This window comes from Bdellovibrio sp. HCB290 (genome assembly GCF_047305925.1).
In the GTDB taxonomy this organism is placed as follows: Bacteria; Bdellovibrionota; Bdellovibrionia; order Bdellovibrionales; family Bdellovibrionaceae; genus Bdellovibrio.
This window is the reverse complement of the sequence record NZ_CP178620.1, coordinates 1,982,289-2,003,855: the sequence shown is the minus strand read 5'-3', so window position 1 is coordinate 2,003,855 and position 21,567 is coordinate 1,982,289. Positions and strand designations below refer to the sequence as shown.

The following is a 21,567-nucleotide window of genomic DNA, read 5'->3' as shown; positions in this document are numbered from 1 at the left end:
TTAAAGCTCCAGGGAAACCTGGAGCTTTTTGTGCTTTAACACCATTACTTTTTTGATTGGGCATCCGGATGTTGCAACAGTTTTTAGACAACCTCATCTTTATCGTTCAGCACTTGCGTGTGCAGGATGCGATCGACATGGTGTTGGTATGGATGGTTGTTTATCGTATTCTTGTCTTGATCAAGCGTACGGGAACAATTCAAATGCTCTCAGGATTGGGAGTTTTGGCGATCGGATACATTCTTAGTATCTGGCTGGAGCTTTTCACCTTCAATTGGATCCTCGAGAAATTCTTTTCAAATTTATTCGTCATCGTTGTCGTCTTGTTCCAGGCCGAGATTCGTCGTGCTCTGGCGCATATTGGTTCTAACCCTTTCTTCTCTGATGCCTCGACAATTCAGGAAACTCAAGTGATCGAAGAGATCGCCAAGGGTGTGATTCAGACGGCTCAGAAGGGCTTTGGAGCCCTGGTTGTCGTCGAGCGTGAGATCGTCATCGATTATCACATCGAGTTCGGCACAGAAATGGAATCCAAAGTTTCTTCTGAACTTTTGACTTCGATTTTTCACCCGGAAAGTCCGATGCATGATGGAGCTGTGTTGATTCGCAATGGTAAAATTCACTCTGCCGGCTGCTTTTTGCCTTTAAGCAAAAATCCAGTGCTGGATAAAAACCTAGGCACGCGTCATCGCGCTGCCATCGGTTTAACGGAGGAGACAGACGCCCTGGTGTTTGTGGTCTCCGAGGAAAATAAATCCATTGGTATCGTTCAAGGGGGGCATTTAAGCCCGAATGTGGAGCTGGGGGATATCCGTAAAGCTCTGTATGAAACCTTTGGACTTAAATACAAGGCCTTCTCGCAGCAAGGAGATCTGTCATGAGACGTCGCTGGTCGGATGCTGTGACCGAGAATTTCAGTTACAAGATTGTAGCCCTGTTTATATCCCTGATTCTGTGGTTGACCATTTTGGGTCGCCGCGATTTTGTATTGAGCAAAAACGTGGATATCGAACTGACTGTGGCTCAAGGGACACATGTGGTGGCGCAGACTGCAGACCACATCAAGGTAAAGGTTTCAGGGCCCCGGGCTGCTTTGAAGAAGTTTATGGAAAGCTCTTTGTCTCAGAATATCAATCTTGATATCTCTCATCGGGGCACGGGTGTCATTTATGTCGATATTCCGCTGAATAAGATCGATGTTCCTTTGGGGGTGAAAATCCTGGGGGTTCGTCCGAATCAGATTCAGGCCGAAGTTTTGGAAATAAAGGACAACGTGGATGACAAACAAAAAGGTCAGTAAAGTGGAAAAGAAATCAGCAAAACTTTTTGGAACGGACGGTATCCGCGGGACTGCCAATCAGTACCCAATGACAGCGGATATGGTTGTAAAAATCGGTCAGGCGATCGGTTACATTCTGCAAAAACAAAAATACAACGCTCATCCATCACTTCGTAAAGTGGTGATCGGTAAAGACACGCGTCTTTCCGGTTATATGATCGAGCAAGCACTGGCGAGTGGCTTAAACTCTATGGGTGTTCATGTGCAACTGGTAGGACCGTTGCCAACTCCAGGGATCGGTTACCTGACTCGCACCATGCGTGCGGTGGCGGGGATCGTGATCTCGGCTTCTCACAACCCATTCCATGACAACGGTATCAAAGTCTTCGGTGCTGACGGTTTTAAAATCTCTGAAGAGATGGAGCGCGAAATCGAAAGACTGGTTTTGGAAGAGGATTTAAATACTCTTCTTCCGCCAAGTAAAGACATCGGTCGCACACGTCGTATCGATGACTCCCAAGGTCGCTACATCGTTTATTGTAAAAGTACTTTCCCCTTGGAATACACTCTGGATGGCATGCGTATCGTGCTGGATACAGCGAACGGCGCAAGTTACAAAGTGGCTCCTTCGATTTTCCAGGAGTTGGGTGCAGAAGTTATTGTCTTGGGCGATGATCCGAATGGCATCAACATCAATGATAAAGTAGGCGCGTTGTATCCTCAGAAACTTGCCGAAGCCGTGGTTCAATACCGCGCTGACGTGGGTATCAGTCTGGATGGCGATGCGGATCGCGTGATCATGGTGGATGAAAAAGGTCAGATCGTGAATGGTGACCGTATCCTAGCGATCAGTGCTTTGCATATGAAAGAACGCGGTCTTCTGAAAAACAATACTCTGGTAGCAACACAGATGTCGAACTTCGGTCTTGAAAAAGCGATGAATGACGCTGGTATCAAAGTTGTTAAAGTCGGTGTAGGTGACAAGTACGTGGTCGAAGAGATGCGTAAGAACGGTTATAATCTGGGCGGGGAGCAGTCCGGTCACATTATCTTCCTGGATCACACCACAACTGGAGACGGCTGTATTGCGGCACTGAGTGTGCTTGCGGTGATGAAACAAACGAACAAAAAAATGAGCGATCTGGCCCGTGTATTTGATGATATGCCACAGGTTCTAATCAATCTGCGTGTAAAGCGTCGCATGGAGCTTGATGAAATCAAGGGCTATCATGATTTGATCGCGCACATCGAAAAGAAACTCGCTGGCAACGGCCGTGTGTTTGTCCGCTTCTCTGGAACCGAGCCGGTTATCCGCGTGTTGGTTGAAGGAAAAGATAAAACAGAAATCTCTCACTACGCTGACGAAATCGCAGCGTTTCTGGAAAAAGAGCTTAGCTAATGAAACATAAAATTCGTTTGGGCGTGAACGTTGATCACGTCGCGACTCTTCGTCAGGTTCGTGGTGGCACGACAGCTTACCCGAACCTTCTTGATATGGTTAAAAAGTCTGTAAAGGGCGGTGCGGAGCAAATCACGATTCATTTGCGTGAAGACCGTCGTCACATTCAGCTGGCTGACTTAAAACTTCTTTCCAAAGAATGCCCAGTGCCTTTGAATTTGGAAATGGCAGCAACACCGCAGATGGTGGCGTTTGCGAAAAAGTACCGTCCAGACTGGGTTTGCTTTGTTCCTGAAAAGCGTGCCGAGCTGACCACTGAAGGTGGTTTGGATGTAAAAAAGGGCTTTAAAAAAATGGCTCCGATGGTTGAAAAACTTCAGCGCATGGGAATTGAAATTTCCATGTTTATCGAGCCCTCCATCGAACAAGTTGAAGCTTCTTATGAAGTGGGCGCCGATGCGGTTGAGTTTCACACTGGCAAATGGGTTCATTTGACGGGTGCTAAGAAAACCAAAGAGTGGAAACGTCTGGTGGATGCCGCGGAATGGGCAAACTATCTTGGTTTGAATGTTCATGCCGGACATGGATTGGATTTCGCTCACTCTAAAGAAATCAATAAGCTTCCATATCTTCAGGAAGTAAACATTGGGCACTCCCTGGTGTGTTACGCCCTTGAATACGGCATGGAAGAATCTGTGCGTAAGATGCGTAAGATCTTAAAGTAATTCTTTATGTCTACTGTCTTGAATTCCCAGCATCACATTAACTCGCTGTCAGAACTTAAAGCGTTCTGGCAGATGTTTTTGCCACACTTAAGTGATCGCTGTGTTTTGCTATTAAGCGGGGATGTCGGGGCGGGTAAGACCACCTCGGTGCAGGCTATCGCTGGGATTTTGGGAATGAAGGATGTGCAGTCACCGTCTTTTGCAATTCATCTACGCTATGAAAACGCTGAGGGCCGTTCGATGGATCATCTGGATTTATATCGTTTAAATGACGACGACGACTTGGAAAGCTCCGGATTCTGGGACTTGTTTGCTCCGAAAAAAGGTCTGGTCGTCATTGAATGGGCTCAGCGTTTGGACTATGACTATTTGCCTTTGAACTGGCAACGGGTCGAAGTGAGTATTACCAAAGGTCCTATTGAATCCGAGCGTATTATCAATTCCCGCCTCCTCTAAGGTCGTAAACAAGTCTGGACTGACGTGTTCCAGTAACGTCGTTTTTGTTTTTCCTCAAGGCTTTAAGTCTTTTTCTCCATAATCACTCTGGAGGCGTAAAATTAAAGTCAACAGGAGGAAATTTATGAACAATAACTCCTCTAAAAAGAAGCAATTGTCCGAGAGCTCCACAGGAGATACTCCCAAGAAATTCGCATGGCGGATTTTCCTTTTGACGGGCGATGATGGGAAGGCGTTTTTTCAGTAACTGCGGGAAGAGGGTCGTTAAGCGGCTTGCAAGCCCTTGGTGAATTCGCTGGATACTTTTTCAGCAAGACTTAAAGAGGCCTTGTTGTAAGCTGATTTTTCCGCAAAGCCCATTAGCATACCCACAATTTTTTCCTCCATCACAATCGGAGTGATGGTGACGTGATCGGGGATTGTACCCTGGTTCCATTGTTCGAAGAACTTTTCGTTCAGTTCATTCAAAGAAATATAACCATGGAAAGGCTTTTGGGTTGAAGCCACGATATTAAAAATGCTTGGAGTTTTCAAAGGTACGCGCAAAGACGTGTCTTTGATGTCCTGGAAGTTTTCATCCCAGGCGAATGCTGTCACTTGGGATTCCTGTTCGTCCAGAGTCAAAATCATGGATTTTTCAAAGTGTGCTTTCATTTCTGAAAGGGCACGTTTGATTTTATCAGGCAACGCTGTGCTGTTTTTCTTTTTCAATTTTTCCAATGAGAAATTGCTGCTCGCAACCGGATTCATTGTTGGTTTGGCAACGCCTGTAGGACGTGCCACGATCGGTGTGATCGGCTTGTTACCAAAACTGTCTTCGCTCAATTCAGGCAAATCATCTTTCGGTGGAGGAGGTGGGCCAGCAGGGATTGCGCCTTGCTTTTCCATAACCGGTTCCATGCGAGCCAGACTTGGACGGGATTCCATCACAGTGTGCTCGAAAGTTTGTTTGATTTGCTCAGCAGAAGCTGTCGCAGAGTTTAGAATTGCATCAACCGGAGTATCTTCCGGAATTGCTGGTGCTGCATTGGCGTCAGAACCAATGGATTGCAGGTTTACTTTTGGAGTGTCAAAGAGACCTTCCAAACCACCCATTTCCTCAGAAGAGGACTCGGCACCATCTTCATGCGTTTCAATTTCAGGATTTGATTCTTCAGAAGAAGAGCCTACGTCACCCAGATCATCAAATGAAAAGCTGTCGCCGGATTTTTTAGCGGCAGGGGCCTTTAAAGAAACTTCAAAACCTTCCGGCATTTCGGATTCAGATTTCGCAGCTTTCGGTGGAGCCGTTTGTGCAGTGCTTGTTTGTGACTGCCAGGAATTCCAGCAGGTTTCCAAAACATCCTGGGGAGCCAATACGAATACGGCGCCCGGGTTTGAAGGGAAATCCTGTGGCGGTTGCAGACATGCCACTACAAGAATGCCATCCCACTCCGCCACAGGCAGACACTCCGCCGTCCAGAAGTAATGCGTCGCCCACTTAGCGTACATTTCTTTGCGAGGAGGAGTTTCTGTAAAAAATCTTGCCTGAAGCCGAGGTAGTTTATAATGAGCCATCGCCCAAGGAAAATATTCTTCGGGTTGGATGTGGTTTTCCTTCAAGGCAAAAGCCAAAAGGCTCAATGGCGATCCCGAAACCGTATGAGTATCGGTAAGTCCTTGAAGTTTATGTTTAAAATGCTCAAACCATTCTAAAGTGCTCATTGTCTTGTTTATCGGCTTTTCGATATGAAAACCTGAGTCTAGGTCTGGGTGGGCTGAATTTTTTGCAGCATTGCTTACTGAATAGGCGCTAAAAATATAGAGGTTTTCAATACTTAGCAACTGTGGTAGTCTCCGCCCACTTATGCTTCAACCCAAAGTTCTTCACTATTTCGACCACAATGCGACCACCCCGGTGTGTGCAGAAGTGATTGCAGCGCTGCCTGATTTTGCAGCAGCTGGTGGCAACCCGAGCTCCATCCACTGGGGCGGAAGACAGCCTAAGAACTTAATTCGCGATGCACGTAAAGCGATCTCCGTAGCCTTGCATATTTCTCCGTTGGAAATTGTTTTCACTAGTGGTGGCAGCGAAGCCAACAACACGGTCATCAAAGGTCTTTTTGATTACTATCAGACCGCACAGTTTATCACTCCCGAACAGCGCCGTCGCACGCACTTCATGTGTTCTGCGGTCGAGCATCCAAGTATCATGAAAACCATGGCGCACCTTGAGGCCCTGGGAGCTCGCGTGAGTTATATCCCAGTCAGTCGCGAAGGCGTTATTGATTTGAAGTTCTATGCTGACCATTTAAGTGAAGAAACTGCTTTGGTTTCTGTGATGTTTGCGAATAACGAAACCGGTACATTGTTTCCGATCAAACAAATGGCCGAGATGGCTCACGCTAAGGGTGCTTTGTTTCACACCGATGCCGTTCAGGGTTTTGGCAAAGCAGATTTGAATTTCAAAGAGTTGAACGTAGATTTCGCATCTATTTCCGGTCACAAATTTTACTCAATCAAAGGCACCGGTGTGCTTTACATGAAAAAGGGCATGAACGTCAGTCCTTTGATTCATGGAGGCGGTCAGGAACGTCACCGTCGTGGTGGCACTGAAAACACTTTGGGAATTGCGTGCCTGGGTTTGATGGCAGGGCGCGCTCCGTTGGTTTCTGAGCGAGCATTTGAAGTCAGTAAACTGCGCGATCATATGGAAGCGCGTATTTTGAACGAGATCCCGGATGTGACAATCACTGCGGTCGAAGCACCAAGACTGGGTAATACCAGTTCATTGGTTATCAAGGGTGCTGACGGGGAAACCATGTTGATGTCTTTGGATATCAAGGGCTATGCGGTAAGCACGGGGGCTGCTTGTTCAAGTGGTAATCCCGAGCCAAGTCCGGTGTTGCTCGCGATGGGCTTAAGCCGTCAGGAAGCGCAAAACAGTTTGCGCGTAAGTCTGGGTTGGGACACGACTTTGGAAGAAGTCGATGGATTTGTTGAAGCATTAAAAGCGGTCGTGACTCGTTTGCGATCCATTGAACACGAAGAGGGAGACACTTATCATGTCTAAGGGAAGAGTTCTTGTTGCTATGAGCGGAGGCGTGGACAGTTCAGCCGCGGCTGCGCTGTTAGTGGAACAGGGCTATGAAGTTATTGGGGCGACCATGCAAGTATGGGATTACTCATCTTGTGATATCGAGGAAGGCAACGGCACTTGCTGTTCTTCTATCGATGTGGATGATGCGCGTTCCGTCGCGGATCGTTTGGGCATTCCGTTTTACGTTTTAAACTGCGAAGCGAAGTTCCGCGCTGCGGTTATTGATCCTTTCTTGAAAGCTTACCTGGAGGGGCAAACACCACTTCCATGTGTGAACTGCAATACCTATTTGAAATTTGATCATCTGGTTAAAAAGATGAAAGAGCTTGAGTGTGATTACCTGGCAACAGGTCACTACGCGAAAATCGTAACAGATGAAAACGGCAAGTCTGCCATCCATACATCGACAGACGACTGGAAAGACCAAACGTATTTCTTGTTCACGATTGATCCAGAATTGGTTCCAAAACTTCTATTCCCGATTGGCGACATGAAGAAACCTCAGGTGCGTGAGTACTCTGAGAAAATGGGATTGGTAACAGCCAAGAAAAAAGACTCTCAAGGCATTTGCTTTGTGGGTGGCATGGGCTATCAAAACTTCATCAAAGGTCAGGTTCCAAAAGCAGTTTTGGATTCTAAAAAAGGTCTATTGAAGCGCTATCCAGATGGTACCGTGATGGCCAAGCACGAAGGTATTCATAACTACACTTACGGTCAAAGTAAGGGGCTGGGTATGGATCACCACGAAAAGCTATTCGTGATTAAAATAGACGCTGCTGACAACACCGTATGGGTGGGCGACGAAAAGTATCTGTTTGCTCATGAAGTCGACGTTGTGGATCCTCACATGTTGGGTGATTTGCAAGACGGCGAGTTGATGAATGTTAAAATCCGCTATCAACACAAAGGCTCTCCGGCGTTAGTCTATAAGACTGATAAAGGATTCAAGCTTAAATTCCAGGAACCTCAGCGCGCAGTGACTCCAGGTCAAGCTGCAGTGTTTTATCGCGAGCGCGAACTTGTAGGAGGCGGATGGATCACTCTGTAGAGACACCCACTCCAACAGTGAACCGCGATATCAAGTATCAAGTTCACACATTTGGTTGTAAGGTAAATACTTACGATGCGGGTCTTATTCAAAAGAACCTGAATGCGAATGGTTTTGCTCCGGTGATCCGTGGCGAAAAAGACGCGCGCATTCACGTTTTGAATACCTGTGCTGTAACTGCAGAAGCGACGAAAGAGGCAGTTCGTTATATTCGTCGCCTTAAAGTGAAAGATCCATTTTGTACGATCGTCGTCACTGGTTGTGCTGCACAGGTTGATACGGGTTCTTTCTCAAGTCTTCCAGGTGCTGATCTTATTGTGGCAAACTCGCACAAAGGAAATCTGCCGGAACTTTTGGGTAAGCACTTCCGTGGTGAACTGACCGAGAAAGTATTTAAATCCAATATCTTTAAAAAAGAAGATTTGGAAATGGGTGGCGGTATTGAAAAACACCACACTCGCACTTTCCTGAAAATTCAGGATGGCTGCAACAGCTTCTGTACGTATTGTATTATTCCCTATGCTCGCGGTAAATCGCGTTCTATCTCTATTGCGAACCTGGTTCAGCGTATTAATGATCTTTACGCTGAAGGTTCCCGCGAAGTGGTTTTGACTGGCGTGCATATCGGTGATTACGAGGACGAGATCAACGGGAAGCAAATGGTGATGGAAGATCTGATTGAAAATCTTTTGGTCAGAACTAAAATGCCGCGTTTCCGTTTGTCGTCTTTGGAGCCGGTGGAAGTTTCCGATCGTCTTTTGGATCTGTATTCTGATTCGCGCCTGTGTCCGCATTTTCATATGAGCATTCAAAGTGCGAACACTGATGTGCTTCATCATATGAAACGCAAATACACTCAGGACGATGTTCGTAAGTCTTTGTTGGCTATTGAAAAGCGTGTTCCAAACTCCTTCGTGGGGATGGACGTGATCACAGGTTTCCCGACAGAAACGGCCGAGCAGTTCGAAGACACTTACCAGTGTCTGGCAGAGCTGCCATGGACGAAGCTGCATGTATTCCCGTACAGCGAGCGCCAAGGCACCCGTGCTGCAGCGATGGATGTATCGGTTTACCCGCACGTTCGTGCCGAGCGTGGTGCGAAACTGCGTGAGTTAAGTATCGCCCGCTATACCGAGCAAGCAAACCTGCAAATTGGAACTATTAAGAAAGTTCTGGTTTTGAAAAATGCAGCTAAAGGTGGTCAGGGTTTAAGTCATGATTACTGGCCCGTAGACATTGCAGGGGCGGAAAGCTTCCTGTCTCATTGGGCAGGGCAAGAGATCGACGTGAAAATCACAGGCTATGATCATTCCAATAAAACTCATATGGAAGGTCATTTGATCGGGGAGGTTCTGTCGTGAACTCCTTGGAAATGCGTCTGGGTTATAAATTTAAAAACATGGCTTTGCTGGCTCGAGCTCTTACGCACAAAAGCTATGCAAATGAACTTAAGAATCACACTGAGCACAACGAAAAGCTCGAGTTTCTAGGGGACGCTGTACTGGATTTGGTTGTGGGGGAGTTTTTGTATGAAAAATACCCGCAGGACAATGAAGGTGGTTTATCCAAGAAGCGCGCTTCGATTGTGAACGAAGAGGTTTTGTTTGAATTGGCTCGTGATATGGAGCTGAACAAAATTCTTCAACTGGGTAAAGGCGAGGCGCAAACCGGTGGTGCGCTGAAACCTCGTTTGCTGGCTTCTTCATTGGAAGCGGTGGTAGGCGCCATTTATCTGGACGGCGGATTTGTCGCAGCTCAAACTTTCATTCGTAAGGAGTTCCTGCCACTTTGTGACAAGACCTGTGCGAATGAGGATTTTGAGCGGGACTATAAAACCCGTCTTCAGGAGCTGGTACAAAAGGCGATGAAAGAAACGCCGAAGTACGAAGTGCTTTCTGAAGAAGGTCCACCCCATGATCGACAGTTCGTGGTGTGTGTTAAAGTTAAAGAAGAAATCTGGTCCAAGGGGCGCGGACGCAGTAAAAAAAATGCCGAACAAGATGCGGCGAAAAGCGCTTTAGATGCAAAGTTTAAGGAGACGAATTAGTTATGAGTTACAAGGCAGGATTTTTAGGATTAATCGGGCAGCCTAATGCCGGGAAGAGCACATTGATGAACTTCCTTGTCGACGAAAAAGTGTCGATCGTATCTGCAAAACCACAGACAACACGCCGTCGTATTTTGGGTATGTGGACATCTGACGCAGGTCAGGTGGTGTTTGTGGATGCTCCGGGTTTGATTAAAGCTGATAAAGGCTTGAATGCATTCCTGGCGAAAGAAGCTGAGGAAGTTATCAGAAATTCTGATGCTCTTTTGGCGGTTGTGAGTGTTGATGAATCCAAATCTGATGATGCTGAAAAGATCATCAACCTGGTCGCGTCTTCGAAGAAACCGTGGATCGGTGTGGTTACTAAAACAGACATCGAAGACAAAGCTCACCGTGTTTTGATTTTGAAAAAGATGATTGAAGACAAAGGTGGAAAAGCCATCTCTGTTTCTGCAAAAACCTACAAGGGTGATCTGGAAGAGCGTGAAGCGATCCTGATCGAATGCCTTGAGATTTTGCCAGTGTCACCAGCACCTTTGTATGACACGGAAATGTTTACGAATGAAAACGTTCGCGACATGGCTTGTGAAATCATTCGTGAAAGATGTTTCGAGAATCTGCATCAGGAAGTTCCGTATCAAATTGCTGTGCGTATCATAAAATTTGATGAGACCGGACCTCTGCCAAAGATCTACGCTGAGATTTTGGTGGGACGCGAAAGCCAAAAAGCGATCGTGATCGGTAAGGGCGCATCTGTGATCAAGCAGATCGGTATGGAATCCCGCAAAGAAATCGAGAAACTGATGGATACAAAGGTTTTCCTGGATTTGAAAGTTCAGGCGAAACCAGAGTGGTTTGATAATAAACGTATTATGAAGGAGTTGGGCTATGTCACAGAATCAGAGGACTGAGTTCGCTCCAAAGGTGGCGATCATTGGTCGCCCCAACGTCGGTAAATCGACTTTATTTAATATTATCACTGAAACTCGTAAGGCCGTGGTTAAAAACCAGGCCGGCGTTACCCGCGATATCATGATTGAACCCGTGGATATCTGGGGTAAGCAGTTCGATTTGATCGATACAGGTGGTATCACTGAGGCTGGTGATATTTTCTCGAAACTTATCAAAGAACAGGTTTCTGAATTCCTTCACTCTGTGGACTACATCATTGCGGTGATGGATGGTCGTGCGGGTTTGATTCCTGAAGATCGCGACATTATCCGTGTTGCGAAGCAAACAGGAAAACCGTTCCTTTTGGTTATCAATAAAGTTGATAGCGCACAGGATGAAGAAATGGCGAAAACTGATTTCTATGAATTCGGTGTCGACATCATTTCAGCCGCTTTCGAGCAACGTCGTGGTATCGGTCAGATCCTTGAGTGGGTTGTAGATCAAATTCCTGAGCAAAAGTTCACTTACGACAAAGGGATGAAAATCGCTATCGTGGGTAAACCGAATGTTGGTAAGAGCTCGATCTGCAATCGTATCCTGGGTGTTAACCGTATGATGGTATCTGATATCGCAGGTACAACGATTGATGCCGTGGATTCTCCGTTCATTTATAACGAGAAGAACTACACTTTGGTGGATACAGCGGGTTTGCGTAAATCCCGTCGTCGTGAAGAGGATCTGGAGATCATCTCTGCGTTTAAATCCCAAGAGTCTATTCGCCGTGCGGATTTGATACTGTTGATGATCGACGGTACTCAAGGTCCTTCAGATCAGGATGCGCGTATCATGCAGTCTATCCTGGAAGACCACAAAGGTGTGATCGTTGTTGCGAATAAATCCGACATCGGTGGCGCGGAAATTCCAGAATACCGTAAAACCTTCCGTGAGCAGTGTGAGCGCGTGTTCCACTTTTTCACAGACGTGCATATCGTATTTACCAGTGCTAAATCCGGTCAGGGCATCGATGATTTGTTCGAGATGATCGAAAAGGTTTCTGAACAAATCAATTTCCGAATCCCAACTCGCGAGATGAATGACTTCTTCTTTGAGACGATTCGTAAAACTCCAGCTCCGGTTTGGGGTACTACGAACGTGAAGTTCTACTATGTCACTCAGACATACCAACGTCCTCCGGCATTTATCGCGTTTGCGAATCATCCGGATGGGGTTACGAACTCTTACCGTCGTTTCTTGATTAAGCACATCAAAGAGAAATGGGATCTTCATGGATTGCCAATTCGTATCTTCTGTATGAAATCCCGCCGTGGTGCGAACATCGAGGAATAATGCTTAAACGCGGCTCATGGAGAACACGTTTTGGATTTTACCTGTTGGCCGTGGGCTCTGCCTGCGGTCTGGGAAATCTTTGGCGTTTTCCCTATGTGGTCGGTGAAAACGGGGGCGGGGCCTTTATCCTGCTTTACGTTTTTCTGTCTTTAGCCGTAGGCGCACCGATGTTGATTGCGGAATTAATGCTGGGTAAAAACACCCGTCGTTCCGTGATCGTCGCAACCGATATGATGGGTCAAAAAACCAGTCGCTCTTTCCGATGGGTGGGGCGTCTGGCGGTGATCCTAAGTGTGATTGTGTTTTCTTATTACGCAGTCATCAGTGGCTGGGTTCTGCATTTCATGACCCAGTTTTTCGTTTCTTTGTTTTTGGATGCCGAAGGCGCCACGAATAAAACCAATCTTGCGGCATTGATGTCCAATGGCTGGTTGCAGGTGATGTTGGCCAGTGCACATATTCTGATTACCGTGGTCGTGGTTTTAAAGGGCGTGCAGGAAGGTCTGGAGAAGTGGATCAGCTATATGATGCCTCTTTTTGCAGTCTTGGTTGCGGTATTGCTGTTCAAATCTTTTTCTTTGCCATCAACTCCCGAAGTGATGCGCTTCTTGTTTTATCCTGATTTTTCAAAACTGACTTTGTCATCTTTGGGTCACGCCATGGGGCACGTTTTCTTCACCTTGTCTGTGGGCTTTGGAACCATGGTGACGTTCGGATCGTATCTTCGTGAGGAAGACCACGTTCCGACGGCAGGTTTCCGTGTGGCCTTGGTGGATACGGTTATTTCTTTGCTGGCCGTGGTGATGATTTTCCCAGTGGCATTTCAGGCCTCTAACGTTCCTCTGACAGATCCAGCATTGATGTTTGAAGTCTTGCCAAGATACTTGTTGGGGATTCCCGGTGGTACTTTGTTTGGTCTTGTATTCTTTGTCTGTCTTTATCTGGCAGCGCTGAATGCAAGTATTGGTTTGCTTGAGGTTGTAGTTTCCAATCTGGTGGATCGGTATAAAAAAGTCGAACGTACAAAGGCGACCTGGTATTCAGGGGCTGCCGCTTTGTTGTTGGCTATCCTGCCGGCCTTGTCGAGTTCAGTACTGAATACGGTGCGAATCTCGGGGCATTCTTTGATTGAATCCCTGGATTCTTTGTTGATCAACTGGTTGTTGCCATTGGTTGCCTTGGGGATTTTGTTTACGTTCTACAAAGGCACATCTGAAAAAGACAAAGAGATCAGTTTTATTGATCGCGATAAATTTGTCAGCTATTCGATGTATTCACATTGGATTATGATTTTGAAGTGGATTGCACCCGCAGTGATTCTGATTGGATATACACTGCAGGTGATTGCCTGGTTCCAGGAACTCTAACTAGAAGTTCATTCCCAAGATAAAGGTAAAGTCATAAAAGTCGCCGGAAAGATTCTTGTCCAGCTTGTACGTGTTATCCACGATGGTTTTACTCTCGTCCGAAAAATTCACATAGTGATAAGCTGCTTGAAGGCCCAGATAGGCTTTTTTGCGCATCAATGGAATCTCAACACCGGCACCGATATCAAAACCCATCGTCGAATCACGGCTGTAAGAATCAATGCCTGAAATCGTGTAGGTGCGATAGAATTGACCGAAACCACCCAAAAGGTATGGATTCAAATCAGCAAGGCCGCGAGTCACGTTTTGTGTGTTCAGATAGTATTTCAAATCAAAGTTGATTGATGTGATCGAAACATTCCCTGTGTAAGTCGGACCAGGGTTACCACCACCATCGATGGTGCCAAACTTAACGGCGTGATCGCCAGTTTGAAAGCCCAAAGTCATCGCCAGACTCAAGTCAAAGAAGTAACTCAAATACAAACCAAAGGAAGGGGCCGCTGAATACTGATCAGCAAAGTTTCCTGTGAATCCGCGATAACCTCCGGCAAGACCCACTGTCAGGAAGCGGCCGTTGCGGAAGAAGTTCACGTCAGCTTCTTCGTCAGAGTCTTCGTCGAATTCAGAGTAATCAGAGAAAGGGTCGAACGCTTCGTCTGGATCTGATTGAGCAATAAGATAATGTTTTTGATCCGAGCTTTCAGCATGCGCAGAAGTGGCAGTCAAAGAAAGTCCCGCCACAAGCAATAAAGCAAGAAGGCCAGAATGTAGAATATTTCCGGTGGTTTTCACAGTTCCCCCTAAGTCTATTATCGAGTGAAACTGTCAAAAACTTCAGGGAAAATTAGCAAATTGACCCATTCAGTGTACCAGTGTCTCAAGGTGAGACGCAGTTATCTGTTTATAGTGGTTCTGCCAGTGCTTTTTCGATGGCAGACACGACTTTATCAGAGGAAGGTTTGGTAATCGAAGTCCAGCGTTCAATCACCTGACCTTTACGATTCACCAGGAACTTTTCAAAATTCCAACTCACATCCTTAAAAATCAAACCCGGTTTTTGCTCAGTCAGGAACTGATAAACCGGTTGCTTGTCTTTGCCAGTGACCGGTGCTTTATCGAAGAATGGGAAAGTGCATCCATATTCTTTCTTCGCAAATGTCTGAACTTCAGTGTTGTCGCCTTTTTCCTGCTTAAAATCATTGGAAGGAAAAGCCAAAACAACAAATCCACGATCCGCATATTTCTTGTAAAGTGCTTCAAGGTCCTTCAACTGCGGAGTAAATCCACACTGGGAAGCTGTATTCACAACCAATACAACTTTCCCACGATAAGTAGAAAAGTTAACTTTCTTCCCCGAAATATCATTCGCCGAAAGCTCATAAAAACTCTGCGGCTTCTGATCCGAACTGCTTGCGACAACCTCTTTCTTCTCCTCGCAAAGTCCCAATGAAGGAGCGAGAATCGTCGAAATAATAAATAACGAAACAATCAAGCTAGCTCTAGAAAAACGAAACATAATCTCTCCAGTTCAAAAAGAAGAAAATCCCCCAAATCATCCTCTCATCCCCAACAAAAAACAACTCCAATGAAGTACCCAATATAGGGAGAATGCCTCAAAAACTAGCACTTCGACAACTGCCAGTATGGGAGAGGTAGGCTGTGCAGCGACCTCCGTCGGCGCAGGATGCGCGAACCGCCTGCGGCGGCGACGGTGAGGCACGGACGCCGTGTCGCGGAACAGCCTACCTCTCCCATGCTGGCAGTCGAACGGAGGTCTTTTGTTGGAGGCATTTTCCCTATGGCGCGGTGCGAATCTTTGACTTGGGGAAGCTTAGAATTTCTAATTAATTTGAATATCTTAGCTGCTTTTTGGGGTGATTGATGGAGCTTCGTAGTCCCGTAGTTATTGTTTCGGCGTTTGGTCGTGGTCATTGGTTGGCTGCTGCGCTTTCGCGCGAGGGGATTAAGACTACGCTTTTGGATGTTTCATCGAAGCTTGGTGTTTGGCCATCAGAAGATCTTGAAGGACCTTTTGGTTTTTTTAGAAATGAGAGAATCAATGAGTCTCAGATGGAGAGATTGTATTCTGATGATTCTTTTGAAGAGTTACATAATGGTTTTACTTTGTGGCTGCCTGAAGGTCCCTTGGAATGTAAGGGTCCTCTTACGAAATTTAAAATTGATAGTTCTTCGTTGAGTCCTCAGGTTAAAGAGGTTTTGTTGTCTACTGCTAATGATAAGTTGCAGCGGGCGGTGAGTCGCAATGTTACTTCTTTTGATTTTGATCAGAGTTGGCTTTTGCATTTTGCTCACCAACTTGCTGGGACTACTTTTAAGCCTAATGCACTGGCAGCTACTGAAGGTGAAGCTTTACCTTTGTTTTCTTCTTTCCTGGTTCGTCAGGCTACTCGTGATGGACTTGAGAAATCTTTTGCTTGGTTGCGTGACAAGGGTGTGGAAGTTATCAAGCCTCAGAAGATTGTGGATGCTTCCTTTGGTGCAGGGAAGACTGTTACTGGTCTTGAGATTGCTGGTGAGAATCAGGGGTTGTTGAAATTGGAGCAACTGGTTTGGATGCTTTCCAGTGAAGAGACTTATTTCTTGAATGATCGTTTGGGTAAATATTTTTTCAACGAAGGGCCGCTTGAATCTGAGTGGTGCTGGGTTCGTTATCGCGTATCATTGCAATCTTGTTCTGAACGAAATTCTTTGCCGCTTCACACAGTGCTTTTGGATGATGTGAACTCTCCTTGGACTCACGAGAACATGATGGTCTTGCAAAGAACTTCTTCTGCTGAGCAATTTGATGTGTGGATGAGAATCCCAACGGTTCAGCGTTTTAATAAAGAATATCTGACCAATCGTAGTTTGCGTATGAAGGAGATTTTACTCCGTCGTATGTCTTTGGCTCAGCCGGAAGTTTTAAGTTTCCCGCAGGAGTATTACTACACTTATGCACAGCTGGGGGCTCCGCGCTTCCCGGTGTTTTCTGCAAAACAAAATTCTCGCCGTGGTCGAGTGGCTTATGGAAATCTTCATTTGGATGGACCTGAGGTATGGCCGCATTTTGCGTGGACAGCAATGTTTTCGCGCAGCGAGCTTTCCTTGATGCATATTCAAAATTGGTGGAAAGAAAAACTGTTGAAAGAACAGAAAGAGAAAAGAAAGGAAGCTGGTCTGTGATCGAAAGATACACTCGCCCTGAGATGGGCTTGATTTGGGATGTAGATCAACGCTTCGGTAAAATGATGCAAGTTGAAGTTACAGTGGCGCAGGTGCAGGCTCAATTGGGTTTGATTCCTAAAGTGGCTGCTGCGGCTATCACCAAGAATGCTCGCTTCAATGTTAAGCGCATCAATGAAATCGAAAAAGAAACCAAGCATGACGTGATCGCGTTTGTGACGAATGTCGCTGAAAACGTGGGTCCTCACGGTAAGTTCGTTCATTTTGGTATGACCTCTTCGGATGTCTTGGATACGGCTTTCAGTTTGCAAGTTCGTGAAGCGGGTCAGGTATTGATGGCTTCATTGGTTCGTCTGGAAAAGTCATTACAGGCTTTGGTTGCGAAACATGCAGAAACCCTGTGTGCGGGTCGTACGCACGGCATGTTCGCTGAGCCGACAACCTTCGGATTTAAAATGGCTGGCTTTCTTACTGAGCTTCGTCGCAACAAAAAGCGAGTGAAGGAAGCTTTGGATAATATGAATATCTGCAAACTCAGCGGTGCAGTGGGAACATACTCCAGTCAGTCTCCGAAAGTCGAGGCGATGGTTGCGCGCAAGTTGAAGTTGAAACCTGAACCCATTGCGACTCAGGTTATTCCACGGGACCGTCATGCCGAGATGATGTTGTCACTGGCTATGGTTGGAACGGGCCTTGAGAGACTGGCAATCGAACTTCGTCATTTGCAACGCAGTGACGTTGGTGAAGTGACGGAAGGTTTCACCAAAGGGCAAAAGGGCTCCTCCGCGATGCCTCACAAGAAAAATCCTATCAGTGCAGAAAATATCACCGGCTTGTCTCGCTTGTTGCGGGGCTACGCAGTTTCAGCGATGGAAAACGTGGCACTATGGCATGAGCGTGACATCAGTCACTCGTCGGTCGAGCGCGTGATTTTTCCTGATGCTTTTATCGTGGCGGACTATGCTGTTCACCGCATGAGTATTTTGCTGGATGGTTTGGAAGTAAATAAAAAGCGCATGTTGGATAATATTGAAAGCTCACAAGGGCAGCTTTACAGCTCTCATGTGTTGTTGGCGTTGGTAGCCAAAGGCATGCGCCGTGAAGATGCCTATGTGCTGGTTCAGCGTCTGTGTCACGCTTTGGGTTATGGCGAGCATCTAAAAGACAAGCTTATGACCAGTGATGAAGCACGGGCGTTGCTGAAGCCTAAAGAGATTGAAGAAATCTTTACCGGCAAAAAGCACAAAAAGGCGATCAAAGACATCGTGAAAAGAGTAAAAGTAAAATGACAAAGTGGGACTTTATTAAAGAGGGCGACATCATCGACGTGGTAGCACCGGGTTATCCCGTGCAATTGCCTGAGGTCGACGGCGCCAGAGATTTTTTGCTGAAATGGAAATTGGAGCCGCGAATCCCGAAAAATATTATTAAACCCCATTTTCTTCATGCTCATGAAGATGAGATGCGCTTCGCTTTTTTAAAAGCGGCCATTGAATCTAAAGATTCCAAAGTCATTTGGTGTCTGCGTGGTGGATACGGCAGTAATCGTCTACTTCCAATGCTTGCAAAACTTAAGAAGCCCAAAGAACCAAAACTTTTGATTGGTATCAGTGATATCACTTCACTGCATACTTTCTTTGCGCAGGAATGGGGCTGGAGCACTCTGCATGCTCCATTGCTGGATCGTTTGGGACGTGGACAGGTTTCTGCCAAGCATGAAAAAGAACTGCACCGTATCCTGTTTGGTCCGGATAAAGGGATTGAATTTAAAAAGTTGAAAGCCCTGAATGATCAGGCACGTAACATAAAACTTAAAAAATCCAGTATTGTCGGCGGTAACTTGTCTGTGTTGCAGACGACGATCGGAACTCCTTGGCAGATTCAGGCGAAGAACAAGTTCTTGTTCCTTGAAGACGCCGGAGAGCGTGGTTACCGCATTGATAAAATGCTGGAGCATATGCGCCAGGCAGGCGTATTCAAGCAATGTCATGGCTTGATACTTGGTGATTTCATTGGCGGGAATGAGCCTGGCACCAATTCGAACAATTTTAAAAAAGTATTTAAACGCTGGTCCGAGGATCTTGATATCCCTGTTTTTCAGGGATTGGAAGCGGGCCACAATGTGATTCAGAGACCAGTACCTTTAAACACTTCATGCGTTTTGCAACAGCAAGGCGGCAAGGTGCTGCTCTCGATTGATACAGGAGGAAAAGCCTAATGAAATTTTCAGTTCTGGAAAAGAATCTGATCGCAAAACTTGAAGATCGTATTCGCGATACCACCCCGGGTGTGATGGTTCGTGCCTATCAGGGTGGGCGTATTATTTGCGACGTCTCTGTTGGCAATACCTACGCGTATTATGATTTCGCGAGTGTCACTAAGGTGATCTTCACTCAGCAGGCGATGATGTATGCTTTCGAACTTGGTAAGTGGAATTTTGAAACGAAGGTTTCAGAGTTTTTGCCTTGGTTTCAGTCTCCTGAGGCTAAAATCACCGAGTTGATGACTCACAGTTCGGGACTTCCTTGGTGGATGCCGTTCTATCAAGAAATCAATATGAATCAGTCCATGGAAAAACGCCGTGAACAACTGCGTGACATCGTCAAAGGTCTGAAAATCGAGAAATCTGAAACGGCTGTATACTCAGATGTGGGCTTTATCGTTCTGGGTTACATTCTGGAAGTGATTTTCGAAAAACCACTTTTGGATGTCTGGGTGGATATCAAAAATAAATTCTATGCCGGAACCACTTTGGAGTTCCATCCGGGTAACGTATCCACAACGAAGCAATCCTTGTTTGCTCCGACGGAAGAGTGTCCAGTACGTAAAAAACTGGTGCAGGGCGAAGTCCATGATTTGAACTGCTGGTCTTTTGGAGGTGTCTCTACTCATGCGGGTCTTTTTGGCAGCATTGATGACCTGGGCTGGTATTCATTGCATCTGCGTTCGCAGTTGTTGGGGATTGCCCGTTATAGCATCCGCCAAAAGACGGCGCAGCTCTTTGCCAAGCGGGCTTTGCCTGAAGGTAAGGGTGACTGGGCGATGGGTTATATGATGCCGACGCCAGGCTCCGCGAGCTGTGGCAGCTATTTCTCATTGGATTCTATTGGTCACACGGGTTTCACGGGAACTTCGGTCTGGTATGATCCCAAGTTGGATATGAGCGTGAATATCCTTTCGAATCGAGTTTTGTATGGGTCTGATAACAAGGCCTTTGCCAAATTACGTTCCGAGATTCACAATTGGATTGTTGAAAATTATAGAAGGTCTGGTGTGTAAGCCGCCCAAGCGGCTGTAACCCAAGGAGCAGTTTAGATGGATTTAAAACCTGGTTGTCACATTCACTTGATGGGTATTTGCGGGACTGCAATGGCGTCAATGGCGGGTCTTTTAAAAGACCGTGGATTCAAAATCACCGGAAGTGATATGAATCCTTATCCTCCGATGTCCACGCAATTGGAAAGCATTGGGATTTCAATTCAAAAAGGATACAAGGCGGAAAACCTTCATCCGAAACCGGATTTCGTTATTGTGGGAAATGTTATTTCTGCGAATAACGAAGAGGCTCAGGAGCTTGTGAAGTTGGGGATTCCGTACACTTCATTGCCTAAGGCAATGGGTGAGTTCATTATCGAAAATCGCGACAGTGTCGTGATCTCCGGTACTCACGGAAAAACCACGACGACTTCAATGATGTCCTGGGTTGCGGAAAATGCCGGTAAAAAACCTGGGTTTTTGATCGGTGGAATACCGAAAAACTTCTCGCAAAGCTTTAAAAATCCGGAAGGCGATCTTTTCGTTATTGAAGGTGACGAGTACGACACCGCTTTCTTTGATAAAGTTCCCAAGTTTGTTCACTACAAGCCGAAACACGTTGTGCTGACTTCGGTTGAATTTGATCACGCGGATATCTATAAAGATTTGCAGGCAGTGAAAGATTCTTTCGCGAAGTTGATGCATTTGATTCCTGCGGATGGAACATTGCTGGCTTGTGCTGAAGACGCAAATGTTATGGAGCTGCGCAAGCTTTGTAAGGCAAAGAACAACTTCACTTACGGCTTTAAAGCGGATGCAGATTTCAGAGCGAAAGTTCTTTTCCAGAATGAAAAAGGCATTGGCTTTGAGGTTCACCACAAAGGCGAAATCCTGGGGCCATACAATATGCAGATCACAGGGGATTACAATATACTGAATGCCACTGCGGTTGTTGCAATGTCGAAGTGCCTGGGTTTCTCTGAAAACAGAATTCAAATCGCGTTGGAATCATTCGAAGGTGTTAAGCGCCGTCAGGAGATTCTGGGGGAGCCTAACGGTATTCTGGTAATCGAGGATTTCGCTCATCATCCAACAGCGGTGCGTGAGACAGTGAAAGGTATTCAGAAGAAGTATCCGAACAGAAAAGTTTTCTCGATCTTTGAACCAAGAAGTGCGACGTCCCGACGTAAAGTCTTCCAAAAAGACTATGTCGAGGCATTTAAAGGATCACACGAAGTGATGTTGGCGAAGGCCTTTGATCAATCCAAAATCGATGAAGAGAATCGCTTCTCCTCTCACGAATTGGTGGCGGATCTTAAGTCTTCTGGCGTAACAGCTGAAGATTTCGATTCAGCTGATCAGATTGTGGCGGCCTTAAAATCCCGAGCAAAAAGCGGGGATGTGATTCTGATCATGTCCAACGGTGGATTTGACGGGATTTACACAAAACTTCTAAAAGCTCTTGAATAAAGAAAAACCCGGCGCGAGTCG

Annotated in this window: 21 protein-coding genes; 18 read left to right on the top strand and 3 right to left on the bottom strand. The window is 46.2% G+C overall.

Annotation, left to right across the window (positions count from 1 at the left end; genetic code table 11):
• The first annotated feature begins 68 nt into the window (after window positions 1–68).
• The 6 genes from cdaA (at window position 69) to ACLVWU_RS09905 (ending at window position 4,106) form a co-directional block, all read left to right on the top strand.
• Window positions 69–881: a diadenylate cyclase CdaA gene (cdaA, locus tag ACLVWU_RS09930; RefSeq protein WP_413574534.1), complete on the top strand. Its 813-nt coding sequence runs from the start codon at window positions 69–71 to the stop codon at window positions 879–881.
• Entirely contained in the window at window positions 878–1,300 is a 423-nt protein-coding gene (locus ACLVWU_RS09925) for a hypothetical protein (protein WP_413574533.1), read from the top strand. The genes cdaA and ACLVWU_RS09925 overlap by 4 nt, the downstream gene beginning before the upstream one ends.
• Entirely contained in the window at window positions 1,278–2,678 is a 1,401-nt protein-coding gene (gene glmM / locus ACLVWU_RS09920) for a phosphoglucosamine mutase (RefSeq protein WP_413574532.1), read from the top strand. The genes ACLVWU_RS09925 and glmM overlap by 23 nt, the downstream gene beginning before the upstream one ends.
• Window positions 2,678–3,403, top strand: a complete 726-nt coding sequence (locus ACLVWU_RS09915) for a pyridoxine 5'-phosphate synthase (protein WP_413574531.1) — start codon at window positions 2,678–2,680, stop codon at window positions 3,401–3,403. Before glmM ends, ACLVWU_RS09915 begins: the two co-directional genes overlap by 1 nt.
• Before the next feature lie 6 nt (window positions 3,404–3,409).
• The gene (gene tsaE / locus ACLVWU_RS09910) at window positions 3,410–3,859 is read left to right on the top strand and encodes a tRNA (adenosine(37)-N6)-threonylcarbamoyltransferase complex ATPase subunit type 1 TsaE (RefSeq protein ID WP_413574530.1); all 450 of its coding nucleotides are present in this window, start codon (window positions 3,410–3,412) and stop codon (window positions 3,857–3,859) included.
• A gap of 124 nt (window positions 3,860–3,983) precedes the next feature.
• Window positions 3,984–4,106 (top strand): hypothetical protein, encoded by a 123-nt coding sequence (locus ACLVWU_RS09905; RefSeq protein WP_413574529.1) that lies wholly within the window; start codon window positions 3,984–3,986, stop codon window positions 4,104–4,106.
• Window positions 4,107–4,123: 17 nt separating this feature from the next.
• On the opposite strand, the gene ACLVWU_RS09900 is transcribed toward ACLVWU_RS09905, so the two are convergent.
• Entirely contained in the window at window positions 4,124–5,563 is a 1,440-nt protein-coding gene (locus ACLVWU_RS09900; RefSeq protein ID WP_413574528.1) for a hypothetical protein, read from the bottom strand.
• A 142-nt stretch (window positions 5,564–5,705) separates the two neighbouring features.
• On the opposite strand from ACLVWU_RS09900, the gene ACLVWU_RS09895 reads away from it, so the two are divergent.
• The 7 genes from ACLVWU_RS09895 to ACLVWU_RS09865 are packed head-to-tail and all read left to right on the top strand — an operon-like array spanning window position 5,706 to window position 13,638.
• Window positions 5,706–6,911 carry a cysteine desulfurase family protein gene (locus tag ACLVWU_RS09895; protein WP_413574527.1) on the top strand — a complete coding sequence of 402 codons (1,206 nt, stop codon included), beginning with the start codon at window positions 5,706–5,708 and terminating at the stop codon, window positions 6,909–6,911.
• On the top strand, window positions 6,904–7,986 hold the full coding sequence (mnmA, locus tag ACLVWU_RS09890) for a tRNA 2-thiouridine(34) synthase MnmA (RefSeq protein ID WP_413574526.1): 1,083 nt from the start codon (window positions 6,904–6,906) through the stop codon (window positions 7,984–7,986). The genes ACLVWU_RS09895 and mnmA overlap by 8 nt, the downstream gene beginning before the upstream one ends.
• Window positions 7,971–9,347 (top strand): tRNA (N(6)-L-threonylcarbamoyladenosine(37)-C(2))-methylthiotransferase MtaB, encoded by a 1,377-nt coding sequence (mtaB, locus tag ACLVWU_RS09885; protein ID WP_413574525.1) that lies wholly within the window; start codon window positions 7,971–7,973, stop codon window positions 9,345–9,347. Before mnmA ends, mtaB begins: the two co-directional genes overlap by 16 nt.
• Window positions 9,344–10,033, top strand: a complete 690-nt coding sequence (rnc, locus tag ACLVWU_RS09880) for a ribonuclease III (RefSeq protein WP_413574524.1) — start codon at window positions 9,344–9,346, stop codon at window positions 10,031–10,033. Before mtaB ends, rnc begins: the two co-directional genes overlap by 4 nt.
• 2 nt (window positions 10,034–10,035) lie before the next feature.
• Window positions 10,036–10,944 carry a GTPase Era gene (gene era / locus ACLVWU_RS09875; protein ID WP_413574523.1) on the top strand — a complete coding sequence of 303 codons (909 nt, stop codon included), beginning with the start codon at window positions 10,036–10,038 and terminating at the stop codon, window positions 10,942–10,944.
• Window positions 10,922–12,271 (top strand): ribosome biogenesis GTPase Der, encoded by a 1,350-nt coding sequence (gene der, locus ACLVWU_RS09870; RefSeq protein ID WP_413574522.1) that lies wholly within the window; start codon window positions 10,922–10,924, stop codon window positions 12,269–12,271. The genes era and der overlap by 23 nt, the downstream gene beginning before the upstream one ends.
• Window positions 12,271–13,638 carry a sodium-dependent transporter gene (locus ACLVWU_RS09865; RefSeq protein ID WP_413574521.1) on the top strand — a complete coding sequence of 456 codons (1,368 nt, stop codon included), beginning with the start codon at window positions 12,271–12,273 and terminating at the stop codon, window positions 13,636–13,638. Before der ends, ACLVWU_RS09865 begins: the two co-directional genes overlap by 1 nt.
• On the opposite strand, the gene ACLVWU_RS09860 is transcribed toward ACLVWU_RS09865, so the two are convergent.
• Complete coding sequence (locus ACLVWU_RS09860) at window positions 13,639–14,430, bottom strand: outer membrane beta-barrel protein (protein WP_413574520.1); 792 nt, start codon at window positions 14,428–14,430, stop codon at window positions 13,639–13,641. It lies immediately after the preceding gene.
• Between the two features lie 109 nt (window positions 14,431–14,539).
• Complete coding sequence (locus ACLVWU_RS09855) at window positions 14,540–15,154, bottom strand: glutathione peroxidase (protein WP_413574519.1); 615 nt, start codon at window positions 15,152–15,154, stop codon at window positions 14,540–14,542.
• Window positions 15,155–15,519: 365 nt separating this feature from the next.
• Here ACLVWU_RS09855 and ACLVWU_RS09850 point away from each other — a divergent pair, with 365 nt between their 5' ends.
• From ACLVWU_RS09850 to mpl, 5 genes are read left to right on the top strand one after another with little or no spacing between them, the layout of a single operon-like run.
• Window positions 15,520–16,821: a hypothetical protein gene (locus ACLVWU_RS09850; protein ID WP_413574518.1), complete on the top strand. Its 1,302-nt coding sequence runs from the start codon at window positions 15,520–15,522 to the stop codon at window positions 16,819–16,821.
• Window positions 16,818–18,110 (top strand): adenylosuccinate lyase, encoded by a 1,293-nt coding sequence (gene purB / locus ACLVWU_RS09845; protein ID WP_413574517.1) that lies wholly within the window; start codon window positions 16,818–16,820, stop codon window positions 18,108–18,110. The genes ACLVWU_RS09850 and purB overlap by 4 nt, the downstream gene beginning before the upstream one ends.
• A complete protein-coding gene (locus tag ACLVWU_RS09840; RefSeq protein ID WP_413574516.1) occupies window positions 18,107–19,039 on the top strand; it encodes a S66 peptidase family protein in 933 nt (310 codons plus the stop codon). Before purB ends, ACLVWU_RS09840 begins: the two co-directional genes overlap by 4 nt.
• A complete protein-coding gene (locus ACLVWU_RS09835; RefSeq protein WP_413574515.1) occupies window positions 19,039–20,100 on the top strand; it encodes a serine hydrolase domain-containing protein in 1,062 nt (353 codons plus the stop codon). Before ACLVWU_RS09840 ends, ACLVWU_RS09835 begins: the two co-directional genes overlap by 1 nt.
• Before the next feature lie 36 nt (window positions 20,101–20,136).
• Window positions 20,137–21,546: a UDP-N-acetylmuramate:L-alanyl-gamma-D-glutamyl-meso-diaminopimelate ligase gene (gene mpl / locus ACLVWU_RS09830; protein ID WP_413574514.1), complete on the top strand. Its 1,410-nt coding sequence runs from the start codon at window positions 20,137–20,139 to the stop codon at window positions 21,544–21,546.
• Window positions 21,547–21,567: the final 21 nt, after the last annotated feature.

Bases quoted from the DNA above. Each gene is read 5' to 3' on its own strand.
- cdaA (WP_413574534.1), top strand. From the start codon at position 69: ATGTTGCAACAGTTTTTAGACAACCTCATCTTTATCGTTCAGCACTTG.
- ACLVWU_RS09925 (WP_413574533.1), top strand. From the start codon at position 878: ATGAGACGTCGCTGGTCGGATGCTGTGACCGAGAATTTCAGTTACAAG.
- glmM (WP_413574532.1), top strand. From the start codon at position 1,278: ATGACAAACAAAAAGGTCAGTAAAGTGGAAAAGAAATCAGCAAAACTT.
- ACLVWU_RS09915 (WP_413574531.1), top strand. From the start codon at position 2,678: ATGAAACATAAAATTCGTTTGGGCGTGAACGTTGATCACGTCGCGACT.
- tsaE (WP_413574530.1), top strand. From the start codon at position 3,410: ATGTCTACTGTCTTGAATTCCCAGCATCACATTAACTCGCTGTCAGAA.
- ACLVWU_RS09905 (WP_413574529.1), top strand. From the start codon at position 3,984: ATGAACAATAACTCCTCTAAAAAGAAGCAATTGTCCGAGAGCTCCACA.
- ACLVWU_RS09900 (WP_413574528.1), bottom strand. From the start codon at position 5,563: ATGAGCACTTTAGAATGGTTTGAGCATTTTAAACATAAACTTCAAGGA.
- ACLVWU_RS09895 (WP_413574527.1), top strand. From the start codon at position 5,706: ATGCTTCAACCCAAAGTTCTTCACTATTTCGACCACAATGCGACCACC.
- mnmA (WP_413574526.1), top strand. From the start codon at position 6,904: ATGTCTAAGGGAAGAGTTCTTGTTGCTATGAGCGGAGGCGTGGACAGT.
- mtaB (WP_413574525.1), top strand. From the start codon at position 7,971: ATGGATCACTCTGTAGAGACACCCACTCCAACAGTGAACCGCGATATC.
- era (WP_413574523.1), top strand. From the start codon at position 10,036: ATGAGTTACAAGGCAGGATTTTTAGGATTAATCGGGCAGCCTAATGCC.
- der (WP_413574522.1), top strand. From the start codon at position 10,922: ATGTCACAGAATCAGAGGACTGAGTTCGCTCCAAAGGTGGCGATCATT.
- ACLVWU_RS09865 (WP_413574521.1), top strand. From the start codon at position 12,271: ATGCTTAAACGCGGCTCATGGAGAACACGTTTTGGATTTTACCTGTTG.
- ACLVWU_RS09855 (WP_413574519.1), bottom strand. From the start codon at position 15,154: ATGTTTCGTTTTTCTAGAGCTAGCTTGATTGTTTCGTTATTTATTATT.
- ACLVWU_RS09850 (WP_413574518.1), top strand. From the start codon at position 15,520: ATGGAGCTTCGTAGTCCCGTAGTTATTGTTTCGGCGTTTGGTCGTGGT.
- ACLVWU_RS09840 (WP_413574516.1), top strand. From the start codon at position 18,107: ATGACAAAGTGGGACTTTATTAAAGAGGGCGACATCATCGACGTGGTA.
- ACLVWU_RS09835 (WP_413574515.1), top strand. From the start codon at position 19,039: ATGAAATTTTCAGTTCTGGAAAAGAATCTGATCGCAAAACTTGAAGAT.
- mpl (WP_413574514.1), top strand. From the start codon at position 20,137: ATGGATTTAAAACCTGGTTGTCACATTCACTTGATGGGTATTTGCGGG.